At 75.5% G+C, this 17281-nt stretch carries 18 protein-coding genes; 11 read left to right on the top strand and 7 right to left on the bottom strand.

Translation table 11 applies throughout. The annotated features are described in order from the left end of the window. Positions 1–58: 58 nt before the first annotated feature. From ACZ3YO_RS28945 to ACZ3YO_RS28935, 3 genes are all read right to left on the bottom strand, one after another. On the bottom strand, positions 59–490 hold the full coding sequence (locus tag ACZ3YO_RS28945) for a nuclear transport factor 2 family protein (protein WP_396323378.1): 432 nt from the start codon (positions 488–490) through the stop codon (positions 59–61). A gap of 6 nt (positions 491–496) precedes the next feature. After that, positions 497–1300 carry an MBL fold metallo-hydrolase gene (locus tag ACZ3YO_RS28940; protein ID WP_465574950.1) on the bottom strand — a complete coding sequence of 268 codons (804 nt, stop codon included), beginning with the start codon at positions 1298–1300 and terminating at the stop codon, positions 497–499. A gap of 299 nt (positions 1301–1599) precedes the next feature. Continuing rightward, complete coding sequence (locus ACZ3YO_RS28935) at positions 1600–2166, bottom strand: hypothetical protein (RefSeq protein WP_465574948.1); 567 nt, start codon at positions 2164–2166, stop codon at positions 1600–1602. Positions 2167–2223: 57 nt separating this feature from the next. Here ACZ3YO_RS28935 and ACZ3YO_RS28930 point away from each other — a divergent pair, with 57 nt between their 5' ends. Continuing rightward, positions 2224–3108, top strand: a complete 885-nt coding sequence (locus ACZ3YO_RS28930) for a PhzF family phenazine biosynthesis protein (RefSeq protein WP_465574945.1) — start codon at positions 2224–2226, stop codon at positions 3106–3108. A gap of 270 nt (positions 3109–3378) precedes the next feature. Beyond that, positions 3379–4626: a phosphotransferase gene (locus ACZ3YO_RS28925; RefSeq protein ID WP_465574943.1), complete on the top strand. Its 1248-nt coding sequence runs from the start codon at positions 3379–3381 to the stop codon at positions 4624–4626. Positions 4627–4799: 173 nt separating this feature from the next. On the opposite strand, the gene ACZ3YO_RS28920 is transcribed toward ACZ3YO_RS28925, so the two are convergent. Both ACZ3YO_RS28920 and ACZ3YO_RS28915 read right to left on the bottom strand, forming a co-directional pair. After that, positions 4800–5093, bottom strand: coding sequence for a ferredoxin (locus ACZ3YO_RS28920; protein ID WP_465574941.1), 294 nt, complete (start codon positions 5091–5093; stop codon positions 4800–4802). Then, positions 5090–6340: a cytochrome P450 gene (locus tag ACZ3YO_RS28915; protein WP_465574938.1), complete on the bottom strand. Its 1251-nt coding sequence runs from the start codon at positions 6338–6340 to the stop codon at positions 5090–5092. Before ACZ3YO_RS28915 ends, ACZ3YO_RS28920 begins: the two co-directional genes overlap by 4 nt. 495 nt (positions 6341–6835) lie before the next feature. On the opposite strand from ACZ3YO_RS28915, the gene ACZ3YO_RS28910 reads away from it, so the two are divergent. From ACZ3YO_RS28910 to ACZ3YO_RS28890, 5 genes are all read left to right on the top strand, one after another. Then, on the top strand, positions 6836–7921 hold the full coding sequence (locus tag ACZ3YO_RS28910) for an S-(hydroxymethyl)mycothiol dehydrogenase (protein WP_465574936.1): 1086 nt from the start codon (positions 6836–6838) through the stop codon (positions 7919–7921). After that, positions 7918–8559 carry an MBL fold metallo-hydrolase gene (locus ACZ3YO_RS28905; RefSeq protein WP_465574933.1) on the top strand — a complete coding sequence of 214 codons (642 nt, stop codon included), beginning with the start codon at positions 7918–7920 and terminating at the stop codon, positions 8557–8559. Before ACZ3YO_RS28910 ends, ACZ3YO_RS28905 begins: the two co-directional genes overlap by 4 nt. 134 nt (positions 8560–8693) lie before the next feature. Continuing rightward, entirely contained in the window at positions 8694–9095 is a 402-nt protein-coding gene (locus ACZ3YO_RS28900) for a pyridoxamine 5'-phosphate oxidase family protein (protein ID WP_465574931.1), read from the top strand. A 221-nt stretch (positions 9096–9316) separates the two neighbouring features. Then, positions 9317–9472: a hypothetical protein gene (locus tag ACZ3YO_RS28895; protein WP_396323389.1), complete on the top strand. Its 156-nt coding sequence runs from the start codon at positions 9317–9319 to the stop codon at positions 9470–9472. Between the two features lie 40 nt (positions 9473–9512). Beyond that, a complete protein-coding gene (locus tag ACZ3YO_RS28890; protein WP_465574928.1) occupies positions 9513–9707 on the top strand; it encodes a hypothetical protein in 195 nt (64 codons plus the stop codon). A gap of 142 nt (positions 9708–9849) precedes the next feature. On the opposite strand, the gene ACZ3YO_RS28885 is transcribed toward ACZ3YO_RS28890, so the two are convergent. Both ACZ3YO_RS28885 and ACZ3YO_RS28880 read right to left on the bottom strand, forming a co-directional pair. Beyond that, a complete protein-coding gene (locus tag ACZ3YO_RS28885) occupies positions 9850–11133 on the bottom strand; it encodes a DUF5685 family protein (RefSeq protein ID WP_465574926.1) in 1284 nt (427 codons plus the stop codon). Between the two features lie 216 nt (positions 11134–11349). Beyond that, positions 11350–12351 carry an Lrp/AsnC family transcriptional regulator gene (locus tag ACZ3YO_RS28880; protein ID WP_465574923.1) on the bottom strand — a complete coding sequence of 334 codons (1002 nt, stop codon included), beginning with the start codon at positions 12349–12351 and terminating at the stop codon, positions 11350–11352. A 170-nt stretch (positions 12352–12521) separates the two neighbouring features. On the opposite strand from ACZ3YO_RS28880, the gene ACZ3YO_RS28875 reads away from it, so the two are divergent. From ACZ3YO_RS28875 to ACZ3YO_RS28860, 4 genes are all read left to right on the top strand, one after another. Next, the gene (locus ACZ3YO_RS28875; protein ID WP_465574921.1) at positions 12522–13946 is read left to right on the top strand and encodes an MFS transporter; all 1425 of its coding nucleotides are present in this window, start codon (positions 12522–12524) and stop codon (positions 13944–13946) included. A gap of 404 nt (positions 13947–14350) precedes the next feature. Further along, complete coding sequence (locus ACZ3YO_RS28870) at positions 14351–14914, top strand: helix-turn-helix domain-containing protein (RefSeq protein WP_396323392.1); 564 nt, start codon at positions 14351–14353, stop codon at positions 14912–14914. Continuing rightward, the gene (locus ACZ3YO_RS28865) at positions 14911–16461 is read left to right on the top strand and encodes an MFS transporter (protein WP_465574918.1); all 1551 of its coding nucleotides are present in this window, start codon (positions 14911–14913) and stop codon (positions 16459–16461) included. Before ACZ3YO_RS28870 ends, ACZ3YO_RS28865 begins: the two co-directional genes overlap by 4 nt. Before the next feature lie 79 nt (positions 16462–16540). Further along, on the top strand, positions 16541–17239 hold the full coding sequence (locus ACZ3YO_RS28860; protein WP_465574915.1) for an alpha/beta fold hydrolase: 699 nt from the start codon (positions 16541–16543) through the stop codon (positions 17237–17239). The last annotated feature ends 42 nt before the right edge of the window (positions 17240–17281 follow it).

The raw sequence follows: 17281 nt of genomic DNA, 5'->3' as shown, positions 1-17281 counted from the left end.
CGACAGGCTCCCCCGAACGGGTGAAGCGGGCCGGCGGTACGGGGCGGGCGGCCGCCTGCTAGGGAGTCATGGCGTCCCGGACCAGGGCGGTGTCGACGAACTGCTCGAAGCGCACGATCCGGCCCCCGCGCACGGTGAAGTGGTGCGCCACCCGGACCGCCAGCGGGCGGTGGGTGGTCCGGTGCACGGCGGTGTAGCGGGCCAGCACCACCACGTTCTCGCCGTCCACCACGTAGCTGTCGTCGTGGGCCGTCCAGCCGTCCCACTCGGCGGCCAGCCGCTCCATCACGCCGCTGGTGACGCCCTTCGGGGTGCGGTACGTGCCCGCCAGCGGGAATCCGGCCATCTCAGTCCACTCGACGTCGTCGGCGAGCGTGGCGCGCAGCGCGCCCAGGTCGCCGCGCGCCGACGCCAGGTACTGGCGGCGGACCACGTCGGCGGGGGCGTCGGACTCGGCGAAGGAGGCGGCGGACCTCGGGATCTCGATCATCTCGGCTCAGCCCCAGGCCATCTCGCCCATGGCGACCTTCGTCCCGAGGTCGACCGCCAGCTTCATCCCGAGGTCTGGGAACCGGCGCTCCAGCGCCGCCTTGGCGGCGGCCGCGTCGGTGGCCCGGCCGATCTCGGTCTCGAACGCCCGCAGGTAGGCGCGGGTGTGGTCGATCGCGGTGGTGATGGTGGGTGCGCCGGCCGTCCGGTGGCCGGCCACCACGAACCCGGGCTGCAGCGCCTCCATGCCGTCCAGCAGGTCGATCCAGGCGGCCCGCTGTTCGGGCGTCGGGGTGTCGGCGGTCCAGACGTGCAGGCCCTCGAAGAGCAGCACGCCGCCGAGGATCGTGCGGTGGTGGTGCTGCCAGAGGTAGTGCCGGTCCGGCAGGTGGAAGTCGGCGCCGCGCAGCTCGAACCGGTGGCCCTCGAAGACGATTTCGTCGCTGTGCAGCACCTCGGGCCGCACCAGCCGGGTCGGCAGCTCGGGGCCGAGGTGCGCCCAGGCCTTCAGCTTGCCCTCGTAGGACTCCTGGATGTGCTCGACGGTGGTCGCCGTGGCCAGGAACCGTGCCTGCGGGAAGGCGTCCTGCACCTCCTGCGCGCCGAAGTAGAAGTCCGGGTCGCCGTGGCTGACGAACACCGTGGTCAGCCGCTTGCCGCAGGCCCGGATCCGCTCGACCAGCCGGCGTCCGTCGGAGCGGGTGAACCCGGCGTCCACCAGCAGTGCGTCGTCGGGCCCGGTCACCAGGACGGACGTCTTGTTGAGCGAGCTGTCGGGGCTGTCGATGACCTCGAAGTCCAGCGCGCTCATGCCCCCACCCCGCTTCCCTCGGCTCGGGCATGCGCCCGTGCGCGCCCGTCGATGACTCGCTCGCTCTGCTCGCTCATACGGGGTGGTCCTTCCTCGGGCCGTCCCGGGCCGTCGTTCCGCGCACCGGCCCGGGCTCCGTGACACCGGGCGCGTGCCGCCGCCTGGGAGATGTCAGACAGGCCCCAGCATCGGCGACCGGCGGACCGGCCGCATGTCGGGCGGGGGCGGAGGGTGGTGCCGGCGGGCTGCGGGCCGGGCGGTGTCGGGGCGGACGGCGGGCCGGCCGGAGGGTGGACCGGTCAGGGGCGGGTGTCGGGGCGGGTCCAGAGGGTGAGGTCGCTGCTGGTGGCGACCGCCGGGGTGCGGCCCGAGGGGGCGAAGCCCGCGGCGCGGAAGGTCGACCAGGAGGAGTGGTGGACGTGCCACCAGCTCTCGCCGTGCTCGCCCTCGAACGGCCCGCGCCCGGTGCAGAGCAGCACCCGCTCGTTGGGCCACTCCGGGACCAGCACCTCGATGTGCCAGCCGCCGTCTGAGCCGGTGTGCAGTCCGCCGCCGTAGAGGCCGGTCACCGGGATGCGGACGTCCGCGACCGGGCCGATGCCGGGGCAGGCGAGGTCCGGGCCGTCCGGCTCCTCGTCCGGGTCGTACTCCCGTTCGAGCTTCTCGCCGGTCACCGCGTCGAAGAGGCCGTGGCCACTGCCGGACACCGTCAGCACCAGGTCGTGGCCGGTGGCCGGGTCGGAAGCGAAACCGATGCCGAGCAGCCCGCCGACCGGGATCCCGGTGGCGCGGGGCCTCGGTGGCCCGGTGCGGCAGGGGACCCGGGGCGCGTGGGGTGCCTGCGGGGGCGCGTCATCGGCGCGCACCCCCACCCGGTGCGGGCGGGTGGGAACAGCGGGCCGAGGGATGGTGTTCGAGCGATCATGACCAGTGACGCCGTGCCCGTGGCCGCCCCCGACACCGACATCCTGCGCTACGCCGCCTTCTCCACCGACCCGGCCGGGGGGAACCCGGCCGGCGTGGTGCTCGACGCCTCCGGCCTCTCCGCCGGGCAGATGCTCGCCGTCGCCGCCCAGGTCGGCTACTCCGAGACGGCGTTCCTGATACCCGATACCTCGGGCGGCGCCGAAAGCGCCTACACCGTGCGGTACTTCAGCCCGCTGGCCGAGGTGCCGTTCTGCGGCCACGCCACCGTCGCCTCGGCCGTCGCGCTCGCCGAGCGGACCGGTCCCGGCCGGTACGTCTTCGCGACCCAGGCCGGCGAAGTGCCGATCGAGGTCGACAAGGGTGCGGACGGTGTCCTGCGCGCCACCCTCACCAGCGTGGAGCCGCACGTCGAAGAGGTGGGCGAGGCGGACGTCGCCGAGGCGCTCGCCCTGCTCGGCTGGTCGGCCGACGAGCTGGACGCCGCACTGCCGCCCCGGATCGGCTACGGCGGCGCCCGCCACCTGGTGCTGGCCGCCGCCACCCGCGACCGGCTGGCCCGCCTGGAGTACGACTTCGACGGCCTGGCCTCCTACATGACGGCCCGGGACCTCACCACCCTCCAGTTGGTCTGGCGGGAGAGCGAGCACGTCTTCCACGTCCGCGACCCCTTCCCGGTCGGCGGAGTCGTGGAGGACCCGGCCACCGGCGCGGCCGCTGCCGCCTTCGGCGCCTACCTGCGCGAGCGGGGCGCGGTCACCGCCCCGGCCACCCTGACCCTCCACCAGGGCGAGGACCTCGGCCGGCCGGGCGTGCTGAAGGTCGGACTCCGCGAGGGCGACGCCCGGATCCGGGTCTCGGGCACGGCGGTGCCGATCCCGTAGCCGATCCCGTGGCCGTCCGGCGCCCGCGGCGGTCCCGCGGGCGCGCCGGCCGGGCTCGCGCGGCCCCGGCGGCCGCGCCCGTCCGCAGGGGCGCACGGCAGCGGGAGGAAGAGACCCCCTCACTCGGAAGGGGACGACGAGGACGGATCAGCCGGACCGGCGGGGCTGCCGTCGGGTCACCTCCCGGGGCGTCCGGTCAGCGGCGCGCGCCGGGGTGCGGTACGTGGAAAAACGGTCGCGTGGGCGGGGCGGGTAGGGGAGTCTACCCGGATGAAGCGAGCGAGCAGCCGGTCCGTCACCGCCCACCTCACCTACGGGGACGAGTACTACGGGCCGCAGGGCCCGTACGAGGTGAGCGAGGGGTGGTGGTCGGCCGCCGCACCGGTGGTCGAGCGGCTGTCGGAGGAGCTGGGGGTGCCGGTGGTGGTGCTCCGGCTCGCCGAGGTGGCGGAGGGCGGCGGCGGCCACGGCGGGCATGTGGTCTACCACGTCGAGGCGCTGGAGCGGCCCGCCGGGCTGGTGCCGCGTCAGGCGGGCCCGGACACCGCCGCTCTGCTCGGCCCGGCCGAGCGGCGGGCCGGCTGGGCCACGCCCGCAGGGCTGCGGGAGGCGTTCGACTGGGCCGAGCAGGCGCTCGACCGGGCCGGCCGCCCCGCGACCGGCCGGGGCGAGCAGATCCGGACGTGGAACCTCTCCGGGCTGTTCCGCTACCGCACCGCCACCGGCGGCGACGCCTGGCTGAAGGCGACCAACCCGACGTTCAACGCCCGTGAGGGCGACGTGATCGCGCTGCTCGGCTCCGTCGACCCCACGCTGGTGCCGCCGGTGCTCGGCTCCGACCCCGAGCGCGGGCGTCTGCTGCTCGACCACGTGCCCGGGGAGGACTGCTGGGGGCCGTCCGCCGAGGAGATCGCCGACGTCGTACCCCGGCTGGTCGCCGCCCAGGCGGCGCTGGCGGCCGACGGCCGCGCCGCCACGGCCGGCCTGCGCGACCGCACCCTGCCCACGCTGGTCCGCCAGGTGAACGACCTGCTCGACCGGCTCGCGGCCGATCCCGGCCCCGAGCTGACCGCCGGTGAACTCGACGCGGCCCGGGCGCTCGCCGCGCGGCTGCCCGCGCTGGTGGCGGAACTGGCCGCATGCGGGCTGCCCGAGACCCTGGTGCACGGCGACTTCCACCCCGGCAACTGGCGCTCCGACGGCACCCGGTCGGTGGTCGTCGACTACGCCGACTCCTGCCTCGGCCACCCGGCCCTGGACGGGCTGCGCCCGCGCCAGTACGTCGACGACGAACGGTGGGCTCAGGCCGCCGAGGTGTGGGCGCGGGCGTGGCGGGAGCACGTCCCCGGGTCGTCGCCGGAACGTGCGCTGGAACTGGTCGAGCCGCTCTACCACCTCGCGTACGCGGTGCGGTACCAGGAGTTCCTGGACCACATCGAGGCCGGCGAGCGGCCGTATCACGAGGGCGACCCGGTGAGCGAGCTTCGGGCGGCACTGGCCTGCGCGGACCGGGTCTGACGGCCCGCCGGCCGGGAGGGGTGCGCGCCGCCGCGCGACACACCGCCCCGGCCGCCGGCGCCGCCCCGGCGTGCGGAGCGGCGCCGACGGGGGTCTCACCCGGACGCCCGGGGGCGGGACTCATCCGGATCGGGTCGGGGGCGGGCCTCATCCGGATCGCATCGGCGGGGGCCTCACCCGGTGGGCGTGATCCGGCGGCCGTCGCGGGCGGAGTACAGGGCGAGCGCCTCGACCGGGCAGAAGTCGACCGCCTCGGCCAGCTTCGCCGTCAACGGCTCCCCGACGGGGTCCGCGCCGGCCGGCCGCGGGGTGCGCACCGGGTGGGCCAGTCCGTCGGCGCCGAGCACCAGCGACCCGGGCACGGCGAGCGCGCACATGCCCGAGCCGACGCAGCGCCCGTGGTCGACCCGGACCACCACCGGGTCGTTGAGCGCCGGCCCAGCGGGCCGCGCCGGGTCGGCCGTCACCAGGCGACCTGGAGGGTGTGCGGACTACGGGTCACCAGGCCGCGTCGCCAGTCGATGGCGTCCGTCGGCATGGTGAGCCGCAGCGCCGGCAGCCGGCGGGCCAGGCGGTGCAGGGCCAGCTCCAGTTCCATCCGGGCCAGCCAGGCGCCCAGGCAGTGGTGCGGTCCGGCGCCGAAGGTCAGCATCGGCGCGGCCAGCGGGGAGAACAGCTCGGTCAGCAGGTCGCCGGTGTAGATCCCCGGGTCCTGGTTGGCCGTGCGGGTGTCGGCGGCGACCACGCTGCCGGCCGGGATCACCACACCGCCGATCTCCACGTCCTCGGTACTGCGCCGCAGGAGTCCGGGGAGGTGCGCGGTGTCCACGAGCGGGATGGCGCGCAGCAGTTGTTCGGTCGCGGCCGCCGCGCTCTGTTCGTCGGAGGCGAGCCGCTGCCAGGCCTCGCGGCCGTCGCCGAGCAGGTAGACCAGGGCGTTGCCGAGCGCGGTCATGGTGGTCTCGTGCCCGGCCACCACCAGGCCGATCACCAGCGAGACGAGCTGCGGCTCGGTGATGTCGTCGCTCTCCCCGGCCGCCGCCAGCAGGCTGCTGACCAGGTCCTCGCCCGGGGCGGCGCGGCGTTCGGCGATCAGCTCGACGCTGAAGCCGGCGAACTCCGCCAGCGCCGTTCGGATCGCCTCGGCGGTGTACGCGGTGGTGGCGAGCGCGTGGTCGCTCCAGTGTTCGAGGCGCTTGCCGTCCACACCGTCCAATCCCATCAGCCGGCTGATGACGGCCGTCGGCAGCGGGCGGGTGTAGGCGGCGACGATGTCGGTGGGCGAGCCCTGGTCGATCAGATCGTCGAGCAGGCCCTCGACCACCGAGGCCACCCACGGCCGCCACCGGGCGATCGCGCGCGGGGTGAAGGCCCGCTGCACGGTGCGGCGCAGCCGCTGGTGTTCGGCGCCGTCGAGGCTGAGCAGGCCCTGCGGGTCGTCCAGGAGGTTCGGGACCAGCGAGACCGGGGGTGCGTCGGGGGCGAGCAGCGGGGCGCGGCCCAGCCGCGGATCGGTGAGCACCTGCCGGACGTCGGCGTGGCGGCTGACCAGCCAGACCGGGGTGCCGGTGGGGAGCGTGCCGAGCCGCGGCGGGCCCGGGGCCAGTCGGCGCACACAGTGCAGCGGGGGGAGCGGGGGCTCGGCGGTGGCGGTTGCGACGGCGGCTCGGGCGCTGCCGGTGCCGGCGCGGGTGGCACTGTTCTCGGCGGACATCCGTACTCCAGACTCCAGGGCGGTGGGCGGCGCTAGGCGGCCCGGCGGGGGGCGGATCCGGGGAGGTGCGCGGGGACGGGGAGGTGCGGTCGGGCGGGGGCTTGTACGGCGTGGACAGGGGCAGGGGCAGAGGTGGAGCCGGCGGGACGGGTGGGTCGGACGGGTCGGGTTCGGTACGACCGTACGTGGGCGGCGCGGCACAGTCAGCGACGATTCCAGCCAACGCCGGGTGGCTGACAGGCTGATGACGGGCGCTCGGCAAAGGCCGCGCGCCCCCGGCCGGCCGTCGGGGCCCGGTGGCTCCGTCGGGGCCGGGCGGCTCCGGCAGAGGTGGGCGGCTCGCGGCTCGGGGGGCACGTGGGCCGCCCCGGGTGAGCCGGATCACCGGGGCCGTTCGCCGGGCACGGACCGGCGTGGACGATACGCTTCGTGGGCAAGTCGTTTGAGCAGGTCATGCCGGTGCAAAGCCGCATCGGCCGACGGAGGTGGAATCGGATGGCCCAGCAGGTCAAGGCAGTCATCGCGCGTGCCAAGGGCGCGCCCGTGGAGGTCACGACGATCGTCGTACCCGACCCGGGGCCGGGCGAGGCGGTGGTCCGGATCCAGGCCTGCGGCGTCTGCCACACCGACCTCCACTACCGCGAGGGCGGTATCAACGACGAGTTCCCGTTCCTGCTGGGCCACGAGGCGGCGGGCATCGTGGAGTCGGTCGGCGAGGGGGTGACGGAGGTCGGGCCCGGTGACTTCGTGATCCTCAACTGGCGTGCGGTCTGCGGCCAGTGCCGCGCCTGCAAGCGCGGGCGTCCGCAGTACTGTTTCAACACCCACAACGCCAAGCAGAAGATGACCCTGCTGGACGGCACCGAGCTGTCGCCGGCCCTGGGCATCGGCGCGTTCGCGGAGAAGACGCTGGTCGCGGCCGGCCAGTGCACCAAGGTCGACCCGGCGGCCGAGCCGGCCGTCGCGGGCCTGCTGGGCTGCGGGGTGATGGCGGGCATCGGTGCCGCGATCAACACCGGCAACGTCGGCCGTGGCGACTCGGTCGCGGTGATCGGCTGCGGCGGCGTCGGCGGCGCGGCCGTCCTCGGCTCGCGGCTGGCCGGCGCGGCGAAGATCATCGCGGTGGACATCGACGACCGCAAGCTCGCCACCGCGGAGAAGCTCGGCGCCACCCACACCGTCAACTCCCGTACCACCGACCCGGTCGAGGCGATCCGGGAACTGACCGGCGGCCACGGCGCGGACGTGGTCGTGGAGGCGGTCGGCCGTCCGGAGACGTACCAGCAGGCGTTCTACGCCCGCGATCTGGCCGGCACCGTCGTCCTGGTCGGCGTGCCGACCCCGGAGATGAGGCTGGAGCTGCCGCTGCTCGAGGTGTTCGGCCGCGGCGGCGCGCTGAAGTCCTCCTGGTACGGCGACTGCCTGCCCTCGCGGGACTTTCCGATGCTGATCGACCTCTACCTCCAGGGCCGCCTGGACCTCGGCGCCTTCGTCACCGAGACCATCGAACTCGACGCCGTGGAGCAGGCGTTCACCCGCATGCACGAGGGCGACGTGCTCCGCTCGGTGGTGGTCCTGTGAGCGGGGGGACCACGGCACGGATCGACCGGCTGGTCACCGCCGGCACCTTCGACCTCGACGGCGGCAGCTGGGAGGTGGAGAACAACGTCTGGATCGTCGGCGACGACACCGAGGCCGTGGTGATCGACGCGGCCCACGACGCCGAGGCCATCGAGGCCGCGCTCGGCGGGCGCCGGCTGGTGGCGATCGTCTCCACCCACGCGCACAACGACCACATCGACGCGGCCCCGGCGCTCGCCGCCCGCACCGGCGCGCCGATCCTGCTGCACCCGGACGACCTTCCGCTCTGGAAGCTCACCCACCCCGACCGGCTGCCGGACGGCGAACTCGCCGACGGGCAGCGGATCGAGGTGGCGGGCACCGCGCTGACCGTGCTGCACACCCCCGGCCACGCACCGGGCGCGGTCTGCCTCCACGCGCCCGAGCTGGGGACGGTCTTCACCGGGGACACCCTCTTCCAGGGTGGCCCCGGCGCCACCGGCCGGTCGTTCTCGCACTTCCCGACGATCATCGACTCGATCCGGGACCGGCTGCTCTCGCTCCCGCCGGAGACGGTGGTCCGCACCGGCCACGGCGACCCCACCACCATCGGCGCCGAGGCCCCCGCGTTGCCGGAGTGGATCGCGCGCGGCCACTGACGGCGCGGTGCCGTCGGACGTCCGGTCCGGCCGGGGCCCGGGTCGGGTCAGGCCCCGGGCCTGGCCTGACCCGACCCTGACCTGCCCCCGGCCCGGCGCCTCGGCACCGGGCCGGGCGTCGTACGATCGCGGGCATGGCCCATGATCCGCGCGAACTCGACGAAGCCTTCCTCGCCTTCTGGCAGGAGCGGCACATCTCCACGCTGACCACGCAGCGGCCGGACGGCTCGCCGCACGTGGTGCCGGTCGGGGTGACGTACCAGCCGGAGACCGGGACCGCGCGGGTGATCAGCAGCCGGACCAGCCGCAAGGTGCGCAACGTCCTCGCGGCCGGCCCGACGGGTATGCGGGTGGCGGTCTGCCAGGTGGACCGGGCCCGCTGGTCGACGCTGGAGGGCGTCGCCGTGGTGCGGGACGAGCCGGAGGCGGTGGCCGAGGCCGTCCGGCGGTACACCGAGCGGTACCGCGAGCCGCGCGTGAACCCGGACCGGGTGGTCATCGAGATCACCGTCGACCGGGTGCTCGGCCGGGCGTAGGCCGGACCTGCTCCGTCGACGGATCGACATGGCGCGGCGTTTCGGCGGCGAATGGCCCGCCGTGGGTGATCTGTGACGATTTGACCAGCGGGCCGTCACGGCCCGATGGCACCCGCGCCCCCGCCGTGGGACCGGTGCGTTCCACCCGGCCCCGGTGGTGCGGTCGGTCAGCGGCTGCCGTGTTTATCGGGTGTTGATCGTCGGCGCCTAACGTCGGGCACATGAACGAGGGAACGACCGAGGTACAGAGCGTGCGGATGCTGTCCGAGGGGCGGATGACGGAGCAGGACACGGAAAGGTTCCGGGTGTTGCTGGCCCGCCTGGAGAGCTCGCTGATGGCCGACCGGCGGGCGGCGGAGACGGGCTCCGATGCCTGAGGCGGACCCGGCGAGAGCCGGCGGTCCGCGGAGGGTCGAGGTGTTGCCACTGTGGGAGCGCGGCCCGGCGGCGGGGCCGGGGCTGCTGCCGGCTCGTTCCCCGGCCTCGCCGGCGTGGGCCGGTGACGGCGCGCCCGGCCCGGGGCCGGAGCGGGCCGAACCGGACGGATACGTGGGCTACTTCGGGCAGGCCGCCTCCGGGCAGGCCGCCTACGGACAGGCCGCCTACGGGTAGGCCGCCTACGGCTGGTCCGGCAGTGGGCGCGGGACCCGCCACGCGGGCGGGCTCGTCGCTCGGACGAGCCCGGCTCCGCCTGCGGTCGTGTCAGTTTCCCTTCGAACTCGGGGAGCTCCCGGGACAGGCGGGCGGAGGGCGCTCAGCAGTCGCAGCCGCAGTCACAGCCGTCGCACCCGCAGCCGTCACAGCAGCCGCCGTCGCCACAGCACTGGCAGCAGTCCCCGCAGCCGCTGCAGTCCCCGCAGTTGCAGTCGCAGTCGTTCCGGACGCACCAGCCCTGGCGGTGCTCGCGAGAGAACGGGTCGTTGTGGTCGCAGCACATCAGCTGGCACGTGCAGGCCATCAGCGCCCAGACCGCGCAGCCCGCGAGCAGGTTGCGGCGGTGCGGCGGCCGGGCGCCGGGCGGGTCGAAGCCCGGCCCCTGGGGCACCCACGGCGGGACGGGCGCGCCCGGACCGGGCGGCGGCGCCTGGTTGGGGTCGTACCCGGGCGGCGTTCGGTAGGGGTTGGAGGCGTCCGGCGCCGCTCCGGGCACCGTCCGGGTCTTGCAGGCCGCGGCGTGCGAGGCCGGGCCGAAGACCCGCTCGACGGCGCGCTCGGTCTCGTGCGCCAGCAGGACGTGCACCAGCGCCCGGTCGGTCAGCTCGACCTCCTGCAGCGCGAGCCGGATGCCGTGGACGGCGTCGCGGCAGAGGCGCTCGGCCTCGGCCCGGTCGGTGCCGGTCGCCGTGAGCGGGTTCCAAGCGCCGGTCGCGGTGTCCTCGGCCTGGTCCTCGGCGGCGTCCAGCAGGTGGGCGAGCCGGCCGAACAGCCGCCCCGCCTCGGCCAGCGGCGCTGCGTTGGCGGGCCGCCCCGCCAGCACGGCGGTATGCGCGAAGGCGGCGGAGGTGGCGCTCTCGGTGGGCTCGGTGACCAGCAGGACGGACCCGCCCGGCCCCAGCCCACGCTCCAACTCGCCCTGGCGGGCGGCGGCGTCGAGGAGCACGGCGGTGTCGAAGCCGACCACCGAGGCGCTGCCCGCGCTCTTCCGGTCCCAGTGCCTGGTCACGGCGCGCGCCCCGGCCGCGACCGGCCGGCGGGCGAACACGCCGTCCCCGTCCTCGACATGGTCACGGATCTTCACCGAGGCGAGTGCCAGCGAGACCGCCGCCGCCAGCCGCGCGCCCTCGCCCTTGGCGACCGACGCCGTCCGCATCCCCCGCAGCGGGCACGGCCCGGCGGTGCGGCGCCAGGAGGCGTCGTCCTTCGCGCTCTGGGCCTCGACCAGCACCGAGATGATCAGACCGTCGTAGTTGGTCGCGGTCCGCGCCAGCTGTCCGTGGTCGTCCCGAAGGGCGAGGCAGAGCCCGCACAGGTGTGCCATCCACGAGCTCTGCAACCGCTCGGAGAGCCGGTGGCGACACGGCCTGATGATGCCGAACATGATCCCCCCCTTGACTGCCTGGGCCTTGGCCGGCCCCTGGTCGCGGACATCATATGACCAGCTGGCCGGGGGTCCGAGGGGCCCCGAGGGGGCCCAAGAGGGTGCGAGGGGGGACGAGGGGGGACGAGGGACGATGACGCACTCGGCGGCGTGAGGCCCGGCGGCCTGAGGCGAGGTGGCCCGGTGCTACGGCGGCCCGGCCGCCCACGGGCGGGCTCAGCCCGCGCGCAGCGTCGTCGCCGCCTTGTAGGTGCGCAGCACGGGCGCCGTCTCGATCCGCGTCACCGCATCCCATGCCACCCGCCGCGTCAGGTAGTGGTGCAGGGCCCCCGCGTCCCCGCACAGCGCGTGCGCGACCAGGTTCGTCGGGCCGGTCGTCGCCGCGACCAGCGCGAGTTCCTCGTGCCCGGCCAGCGCTGTCGCCACCGCATCCAGGTGTGCGGGCGCCACCTGCATCCACAGCAGCGCGGACACCGTCACGCCCAGCAGCCCCGGATCGATGTCCACGTCGAAGAACAGTGCTTCGCGCGCCCGCAGTTCGGCCAGTCGGCGGGCCGCCGTGGCCGCGGTGGTGCCGGTCGCGGCGGCCAGGTCCGCGTAGCTGCGGCGCGCGTCCTCGCGCAGCGCCGACAGCAGCACGCGGTCCGCGTCCGTGAGGAGGTACACGGGGGCGTCGGTGCCCGCCGTGCCCGCCGTGCCCGGGGCGTCGGGGGCGCCGGTCTCGGCGCGCAGCCGCGCCTCCTGGCCGGCGTCCAGGGCGTCGATCCGCCCGCGCCACGCGGTCGGGCCGCCCAGGTAGGTGTGGAGCAGGTGGTGCGCGGAGACCGCCGTGATCCCCGCCGTGCGGGGGATGTCCCGCAGGAGCAGCGCGTGCGCGTCCGGGCCCGCGGGCGCGGTGTGGATGATCGCGACGATCTCCGTGCCGCCGGAGGTCAGGCGCACCCAGGAGGTGTCGGGGCGGCGGGCCAGCGCCAGCGCGATGTCGTGCGCGCTGCGCGTCGCGGCGGTCAGCCGTACGAACCACTGGTGCAGGCCGGAGCTGCGGGGTGTGGGCAGGGCGACCACGCGCAGTCCGGCCTGTGCGTGGAGGCGGCGGTAGCGGCGGACGACGGTCTGCGTCGAGGAGCCGAGGACGTCGGCGATGAGCGTGAACGGCGCCCGCGCGTCCACCTGCAGGGCGTGGATCAGGCCCCGGTCCAGATCATCCAGTTCGAGCACAATCACCAAACTAGCCGACCTCCATGGAAGTAATCACCGATGACGCCCGAAGAAGTGGAAGTGCGCGTAGATCGGGCGGCACGGTGGTCACCGGCCGCCCGCCGCACCGCGACCACGTCGCCCGCGGCCCGGCCGCCACCACGCACCCGCGCCGTCCCCGGGGGAGACCCATGTCCCACACCACGCACCGCACAGCCGGCCCGGCCCGGCCCACCCCACCGAGGTCGCGCCGTCACGGGCTCGCCCTGGCCGCGGTGCTGGCCGCCGAGGCGATGAACCTCCTCGACGCCACGATCGTCCAGGTCGCCGCGCCCGTCGTCCACGCCGATCTCGGCGGGGCAGCGGCCACCATCCCGTGGTTCAGCGCCGCCTACACCCTCGCGTTCGCCCTCGGCCTGCTGACCGGCGCCCGGATCGGCGACATCGCCGGCCGCAGGCGGGTCTTCCGGGTCGGCGTCGTCGCGTTCGCCGCCGCCTCCCTGGCCTGCGCGCTCGCACCCGGCGCCGTGGCGCTGATCGCGGTTCGCGCCGTGCAGGGCGCGGCCGCGGCCGCGATCATCCCGCAGACGTTCGGGCTGATCCGCGCGATGTACGACGGCGACGAACTCTCCCGGGCGCTCGGCATGATCGGGCCCGTCATGGGCCTGTCCGCGGTGCTGGGCCCGGTCCTCGGCGGCGTCCTGACCCACGCCGACCTGCTCGGCTCCTCGTGGCGCGCGGTCTTCCTCGTCAACCTCCCACTGGCCGCCGCCGTCCTGGCCGCGAGCCCGTACCTGACCGAGGACCGCGCACCGACCAGGCCCCGCCTCGATCCGGCCGGCACCGTCCTCGCGATGCTCGGCACCGCCCTGGTCGTGTGCCCGCCGGCCACCGGCAGCCACTCGCCCGCCGCGTGGGCCCTCGTTGCCGCGGGCACCGCGGTCCTGGGTCTGTTCGTCGCCCACCAGCGCCGCACCGCCCGCCGCGGCCACGCGCCGCTGATCGAACCGGCCCTGCTGCGCGGCCGGGCGTTCCCCGCCGCGCTGGCCACCTCGACGCTGTTCTTCGCCGTCATGAACGGCGTCATGATCACCGTCGTGCTGCACCTCGAACTCGGCCTCCACGACGGCCCGCTCACCGCGGGGCTCACCCTGCTGCCGTGGTCCGCCGGACTGGCCGTCAGCTCCTGGGCGGCCGGCGCCCACCTCGTCCCCCGGTACGGGACGCGCGTCCTGCACGCCGGCATCGTCGTCCTCGCGGTCGGCCTGGCGGCCGCCGTCCTCGCGTACCGTGCGGCAGGCCCCGGCAGCTACCCGGCCGCGCTGCCCGCGGCCCTGGCCGTCGCCGGGCTGGGCACCGGTCTGTTCACCCCGCCGTTCTTCGGCACCGCGCTCAGCGGTGTCGGCCCGCAGGAGACCGGCTCGGCCGCGGGCCTGCTCAACGCCGTCCAGCAGCTCGGCGGCACCCTCGGCGTCGCGGTCGTCGGCAGCGTCTACCTGGGGGCGGCCGGCAGTGCGCGGACCGCGGCCCAGCACGCCCTGTGGGTGGCCGCGGCGATCCTGGCCGCGACGGCTGCGGCGGCCGCGGTGATGACCGCGCGCCCCGCCCGCCGCTGACGGCCCTCGGCGCGGCCGGGCCGGGGCCGGGGCCGGGCCGGACGGCCGGTCGGCAGTCCCGTCGGCAGTCCGGAGGTGAGAGCCCTCCGGACTGCCCGGCCGTCCGGGACCACCCCTCGGCGTGGGCTTCTCCGTGCCGGCAAGCCCTCTAGCCGTTGTGCGGGATGCGTGGAGGGGCGAAGGACCACTGCTGGGCCTGCGTGTAGTTGCAGGGGGTTCTCCGTCCTCTCTCGAACCTTGCGCCGACGTGTCGCCGGCGCTCGACGAGGATTGTGTTCGAGGCCCGTGGACGTCCGGTGGGCGCGGGCGTTGACGGGTCGTCTACGGGCTCCGGCTAGGGCTGGTCGGACAAGCCCAAGGGCCGGCCCCTGCTTCGATCTCACATCCGGGATAACATCGCGAATATGGGAATCGACACGGCCGCCGACGAGCGGCTGGCAGCCCGTCTCTCCGAGCTGCGGCTCGAACGCGGGTGGACCTTGGAGGAGTTGGCGCGCCGGGCGGATGTGAGCCGGTCGACGCTGTCACGGGTGGAGCGGGCGGAGGTGAGCCCGACGGCGGCGTTGCTCGGGCGGCTCTGCTCGGTGTACGGGCGGACGATGTCGCGGCTGCTGGCCGAGGTCGAGTCGGCGCCGGCGCGGTTGGTGCGGGCCGGGGAGCAGGCCGTGTGGCGGGACGAGGCGACCGGGTTCGTCCGGCGGTCGGTGTCGCCGCCGCACGGGTCGCTGCGGGCGGAGGTCGTCGAGGGCCGGCTGCCGGCGGGGGCCGACATCGCGTACGACCGTCCGTCCGTCCCCGGGCTGGAGCACCATCTCTGGTTGCTGGAGGGTGGGTTGGAGTTGACGGTCGACGGCGAGCCGCAGCTGCTCGCGGCCGGTGACTGCCTGCGCTTCGTCGCCGAGACCACCCGGTTCCGGTGTCCGGGCCCGGGCGAGGCCCGCTACGTGCTGGTGGTGGTCGTCCCGTGAAGCCGTCCTCCGCCGCTTCGATAGCCGCGGCGCCCCGGGAGCGCTTCGACGCCGCGGGGCGCCGGGTGCTGCTGGTCTGTGTCGCGGGTGGGTTCACCACCCTGCTCGACCAGTCCGTGCTCAACACCTCGATCCCCGCCCTGCGTGAGAGCCTGCACGCCCAGCCGGCCCACCTGCAGTGGATCGTGGCCGGGTACTCGCTCGCCTTCGGGCTGGCGTTGGTGCCCGGCGGGCGGCTCGGGGACGTCCGGGGCCGCAAGTGGTTCTTCGTCACCGGCCTGGCACTGTTCACCGTGGTGAGCCTGCTCTCGGCGACCGCCACCGAGCCGTGGGTCCTGGTGGCCGCCCGGCTGCTCCAGGGGGCGGGGGCCGGGCTGGTCAACTCGCAGATGATCGGCACCATCCAGGACGTCTTCAGCGGGCAGCTGCGGGCCAGGGCGCTCGGCATGTACGCCGTGACCGGGGGGCTCGCGTTCGCGCTCGGCCCGCCGGTCGGCGGCGCGGTGCTGGCCGCCGTCGGGCCCGAGCACGGCTGGCGGCTGACCTTCCTGCTCAACGTGCCGTTCGGGCTGGCCACCGTCGCCCTGGCCGCCCGCCACCTGCCGAGGCCGCGCCCGAGCGCCCGGCACGCCGACCTCGACCTGGTCGGACTGCTGCTGGTCGGCGCGCTGACCCTGACGCTGATGCTGCCCTTCGTCCAGCCGCCCGCCTGGACCGGCTGGCTCGGCTTCGCCGGCGGCGCCTGTCTGTTGCTCGGCGCGCTGGCCTGGTGGCAGCGCCACTACGCCCGGGCCGGCGGCCACCCGCTGATCCATCCGGCCCTGACCCGCTCCGCGCCGTACGCGCTGGGGACGGCGGTGGCGATGGCCCAGTTCGGCTCCTCGCTCGCGGCAGGGCTGGTGCTGGCCATGTTCCTGCAGGACGGCCTCGGGCTCTCCCCGATGGGTGCGGCGCTGGTCTCACTGCCCTCGGCGGTGTCCATGGGGGCCGCCTCCGCGCTCGCCTGGCGGGTGGTGCAGCGGTTCGGCCGGCGGACCGTCACCGCGGGCATGACCCTCTCGGCCCTGGTGATGCTCACCAGCGGGCTGGTGGTGCACTGGGCGCCCGCGGGTGCGCTGCCCTGGCTGCTCGCCGCGCTGCAACTGCTCGGCGGCGCCGCCGTGGGCGTGATGGGGGCCACCAACCAGGCGTACGTGCTGCGGCACGCGCCCGCCGAGGCGGCCGGGGTGAGCGGGGCGATTCTGCAGATGACGCAGCGGATCGCGGCGGCGGTCAGCATCTCGGCGCTCTCCGGCGTCTACCTGCGGGCGACCGGGGGCGGCGGCGGGCACCGGGCGGCGTACACGTACGCGAGCGCGGTGTGCGCGGCGGTGGCCGGGCTGGCCGTGCTGGCGTCGGTGTGCGCGGGCCGGGCGTCGGCGGCGCGGGAGGCCGAGGCGGCGGCCGCAGGAGCGGCGGGCCAGGACGAGGCCGTTCAGGAGGACGCTCGGGGAGCGGAGGCTCGACCGGCCGTGCCCGGCCCGGCCGAGGCACGGACGCAGCAGTAGGTCGCGGGCAGCGGCGAACCGTTGAGCGGTGGGCGAACGGACGGGCCGGGTGCGGCGGCCACGGCATACGGTGGGCGGCATGACTGATCACCGGATCGTGGAGCTTCCCGAGGTCGCCCTCGCCTACCGCGAGCACGGCACTCCCGGCGGCCCGCCGCTCGTCCTGCTGCACGCGCTCGGCGAGCGGGCCACCGACTGGGACGGCGTCCTGCCGGGCCTCGCCCCGCAGCACCACGTCTACGCGCTCGACCTGCGCGGCCACGGTGACAGCGGCCGGCCCGGCCGGTACGGCTTCGAGCTGATGCGGGACGACGTCCTCGGCTTCCTGGACGTGCTCGGACTGGAGCGGGTCGACCTGGTCGGCCACTCGATGGGCGGCGTGGTCGCGTACCTGCTCGCGCAGGAGCACCCCGGGCGGATCGGCCGGATGGTGCTGGAGGACATCCCGGCGCCCTACCCGCGCCCGGCGACCCCGGTGGCCGATGCCCCCACCGAGCCGGTGAGCTTTGACTGGGCGGTGGTCAGGGCGATCAAGGGGCAGCTCGACACCCCGGCACCGGTCTGGCTGGAGCGGATGGCGGCCATCACGGCTCCGACCCTGGTGGTGGCGGGCGGCCCGGCCAGCCACGTGCCGCAGGACCGGATCGCCGAGATGGCCGACCGGATCCCGGACTGCCGGGTGGTCACCATCGAGGCCGGGCACCTGGTGCACCACCTGCGGCCGGCGGAGTTCGTCGCGGCGGTCGCGCCGTTCCTGAATCCCGCCGGCCGGGAGTGACGGGCCGGCCCTCGGAGGCCGTGCTCGGCCCGGGGGGCGACC

Source organism: Kitasatospora sp. NPDC022785 (assembly GCF_055561295.1).
This window is presented reverse-complemented; position numbering and strand designations above follow the sequence as displayed.